The sequence below is a fragment of the Zunongwangia mangrovi genome, assembly GCF_900112105.1.
GTDB classification, from domain to species: domain Bacteria; phylum Bacteroidota; class Bacteroidia; order Flavobacteriales; family Flavobacteriaceae; genus Zunongwangia; species Zunongwangia mangrovi.
Map to the genome: position 1 here is coordinate 1 of NZ_FOKV01000023.1, position 3,501 is coordinate 3,501.

At 30.7% G+C, this 3,501-nt stretch carries 4 protein-coding genes; all 4 read right to left on the reverse strand.

Annotation, left to right across the window (positions count from 1 at the left end; all coding sequences use genetic code 11):
- Nucleotides 1-116: 116 nt before the first annotated feature.
- The 4 genes from BM201_RS17880 to BM201_RS17895 all read right to left on the reverse strand — a co-directional run bounded on the left by BM201_RS17880 (nt 117) and on the right by BM201_RS17895 (nt 2,619).
- Entirely contained in the window at nt 117-722 is a 606-nt protein-coding gene (locus tag BM201_RS17880; protein WP_092545171.1) for a hypothetical protein, read from the reverse strand.
- Nucleotides 723-850: 128 nt separating this feature from the next.
- A complete protein-coding gene (locus BM201_RS17885; protein WP_092545173.1) occupies nt 851-1,459 on the reverse strand; it encodes a hypothetical protein in 609 nt (202 codons plus the stop codon).
- Nucleotides 1,460-1,615: 156 nt separating this feature from the next.
- The gene (locus BM201_RS17890; RefSeq protein WP_092545175.1) at nt 1,616-2,278 is read right to left on the reverse strand and encodes a hypothetical protein; all 663 of its coding nucleotides are present in this window, start codon (nt 2,276-2,278) and stop codon (nt 1,616-1,618) included.
- 2 nt (nt 2,279-2,280) lie between these two features.
- Entirely contained in the window at nt 2,281-2,619 is a 339-nt protein-coding gene (locus BM201_RS17895) for a hypothetical protein (protein WP_139219298.1), read from the reverse strand.
- Nucleotides 2,620-3,501: the final 882 nt, after the last annotated feature.

The window sequence follows — 3,501 nt, forward strand, 5'->3', positions numbered from 1 at the left end:
GCCAGGTTTTGTCCGCTTACAATAAATATAGCTAAAAACATCGAATATCGATTAAGTATTTAGCCGCAATTGACCATACGCGTAGTTGTAAATTGTGGCGTTTATTGAAATTACTATTATTTATTATAATTTTTATGCCAGCCCAGGCCTAATATGAATGATAATCCTAGATAGTATTCTTTCGAAATATTTCCAGAAAATTTTAATCCATAACTAAATCCGAATGGATTTTTCTTTCTGTTTTTAAACCACTTTATATTTGCTTCGAAAGCAGCACCTAAAGCGCTTATTTTTTCTTTTTCGGTATCGTTTAGATTGTTTAATGAGTAGTGATTGTACGATGCGCCAACAGAAGCACTCCAAGAATGTCCATTTTCAATTTTTCGTCTACCATATAGTAATGCAATTTCATCCGAGTAAGCATTTGTATTTGAGGTTGGAATACCTACCAAATTATTCGCGGAAATATCAATATCATTTTTTTTCGAGTATCTAACAGAAAATAGGTTTTTATTTAATTGGTAATTCAGATCACCACCCCATAGAAAACCACCTGCATCTCCGGTATATCCGCCTATAAAAGTTTCCAGAAAGAATATTTCATTATTTTTTTCAGTTCTGGTTTGAGCAATTAAATTATTCGAGAAGAAAACAACTACAATTATGAAATATTTGAGTCTATTGATTTTACTTAATTTTTTTTTGATAATTTTTAGACTCATTCCTCTTCATTTGAGATTTTGAAAGCCATTATTTACAACGATCTCGATTATCGCAAGTGGCGGAGTAAGGTACGCGGATTTGTCGGCTTAAACTTTTCTTGCTTGGTCTCTAAAATTACACTTTTTATCTAAAAGCCGCTATTTGCGATTAATCGTTGTTGTGTGCTGGCGTTTTTAATAAGTTGATATTTTTCTTGTTCACTATTATTAAATAAAATAGTCAAATGGTCAGCCCAATATGAGTTAGTTCCATTTTCTTTTATTTCAAGTGCTGAAACCCATATTTTCTCAACTCCAAATTCGATTTGCCAAGTTTGAGGAAGTTTGGTAATTGTTTTTTCAGATTTAATAACTCGGTTATTTTTATATTCCTTTGTGATTCCCTCGCTAATGTCCCATAAAACAATAATTTCCGAGATTTCTTTTCCGATAAGTTTTGCCCAATTTTTATTTTCAGTCAGTTTGATTGTTTTAATTCCCTCGCGGATATTTATCTCGTTTAACTTTTCAAAACCAATTCCGTAACAGTAAAATTCATTATCCCATTTTATTTGAATCAGTTCATTATTATCCAGTCTAAAAATCACATTCATATCTACAGAGTGGATATCAGTAGAATGTTCCCAAAATTCAGAATCGGTTTTGTAATCCAACTCTTCATAATAAACTTCAATTATTTTGCGTCCGATAAAAGCCGAATTTATTCTGTGATAATATTTTAATTCTTTATCCATCATTTTTTGTCCGCTTGCACACAACGGTTTCGATTATCGAAAGTAGCGGAGTAAGGGACGCGGATTTGTCGGCTTAACCTTTTCTTGCTTAATATCTAAAATTACACTTTTTTATAATAAAACCGCTATTTGCGATTAATCGTTGTTGTGCAAAGTAATTTAAACGGAAGTTATTTTAGAAATACTATTTTCAAAGGAATTTTTCTTATCATTTTTTGTTAGAATCTTACCTGCCGACCAAAAGATAAAGTCTAGTTTATTCACTGGGGATAAATTATTTTCAAATTTACAGTCGAACATAAATATAACTTTTGATAATAATCCAGAATCTAAAATATCGTGATAAGTTGCCGAGATTATTGACAATTGTTCCAAGTATTTATTCACTTTTTTATCGAAACTTTTCTGAGGAGGATTTTTAAAATTAAAAACTCGGCATACTTTGCTATCATAAATTGGAGTTTTTTTGTCAATTGTATTTACAAGTTTTGTTGCAAATGAAAATTGAATTGACTTCTGATCTTTTAAATTTCTGTATTTATATAATCGATCAATGATCTCAATAATCTCAAGTTCTTTTTTAACTTTAAACTCTTCTAATAGATTAAAGTATTCTTTCTTAAATTCTTGGGTCAGTCCTGCATTGTCTATTCTATAATAACTTCTATACACGAATTGGAATAAAGGATTTTCGCTTACATCTGATTCTTTAAATTGTCTTGATAGATACTCGTAAACTTCAATACTTTCATATTCAATATTTGCAATAATTTCTTTCGCATTATTTTTGATCCAACTAGCAATCTTTTCCGTTTCCTGCATTTTTAATTAAATCTTTCTTCCAAAAGTTCATCCATCTTTGATTCCATCTCTGAAATCATTTCTTCTGGCAATTTGGAAATTAAATAATCATCTATTGAAATTTTCCATTCTACAGGTGAATCTAAATATCGCATCTCAACTACAATCTCATAAGGATAACCAGAATCTGTATGTTTATGAATAAAATGAAGTATTACATTTTCAAACTCAGAATCAACGATAGTACAGATTGCTCCAAATTCCATTGGTTCGGAATAGTTCACTTCTCCAATTTCTAGTTTATTATCCAGGTAATTTTGTTTAAGTACTTCAATTAATTCTAGGGTGAATGTTTCATTCATTTGAATTAGATTGCTTAATCTAGAGTCTATTTTGTGTGGTGTTCCCATATTTTTATTAATTATTTTGCACAACGTCTTCGTATAATCGTCAGTTGCGGATTGGTTAAAAACTAAGATAGCTAAAATTACTGACTTTTATGCTTGCGCGGATGTGTCCGCAGGACACAAAGCCGCAATTGCTATTATACGTTGTTAGCCAATGTAACGACACGCCAAATTTAGTTTTTAGTTCTTATTCTTTAAAAATGTTATCAGATTTATCTAATATCGGCTTAGATTAGATTTTAAATTTTAATGTTTTTCGGAGTGGGAGAGGAGTTTAAAATTCTAAAATTTAAAGCGAAATTTTACAATTTGAAGTTTTTCCAGTGTTGCTTTTTAATTGTTAGCTGAATTTTCAATTCATATTTAGGGAGAGATTTGTTCTGCGTGATGATTTCCGCATCGCTGATGATTCTAGAGTTCAGATTTCATTTAAAAGTTCAAATTTTCAGTATTTTTTTTCGTGCTTGTCCGCTTAAAGGCAGTTTTAGCTTCTAATAATAACCGTCAATTTTATCCAATATCAGGTTTCAATTATTTGGTTTTTTTATTCTTTAAGTCTTTAAAAATAGAGTCCGATTTTAGCGAATTTTGATTATAATTTTTTGCGATCCGATCGGTTTTATCAGCGAGTTTTTTCCGCTTTTCTTTTTAAAAATGTTCTTCGTTTTTATGGAATTTCGAGTGTTGATTTTTCTGCGGTCAGTTCGGTTTTCAGGAAGTTTTTTTGTCAGGAGTTATTTTGGCTAACGGTTTCGAGTATGGACAGTTGCGAGTTGGTTTGCCAGGTTTTGTCCGCTTATAATAAATATAGCTAAAAACATCGAATAACGGATGAAG

What these genes read in the sequence shown, in the direction of transcription:
- BM201_RS17885 (WP_092545173.1), bottom strand. Translation starts at nt 1,459, where the DNA reads ATGATGGATAAAGAATTAAAATATTATCACAGAATAAATTCGGCTTTT.
- BM201_RS17890 (WP_092545175.1), bottom strand. Translation starts at nt 2,278, where the DNA reads ATGCAGGAAACGGAAAAGATTGCTAGTTGGATCAAAAATAATGCGAAA.
- BM201_RS17880 (WP_092545171.1), bottom strand. Translation starts at nt 722, where the DNA reads ATGAGTCTAAAAATTATCAAAAAAAAATTAAGTAAAATCAATAGACTC.
- BM201_RS17895 (WP_139219298.1), bottom strand. Translation starts at nt 2,619, where the DNA reads ATGAATGAAACATTCACCCTAGAATTAATTGAAGTACTTAAACAAAAT.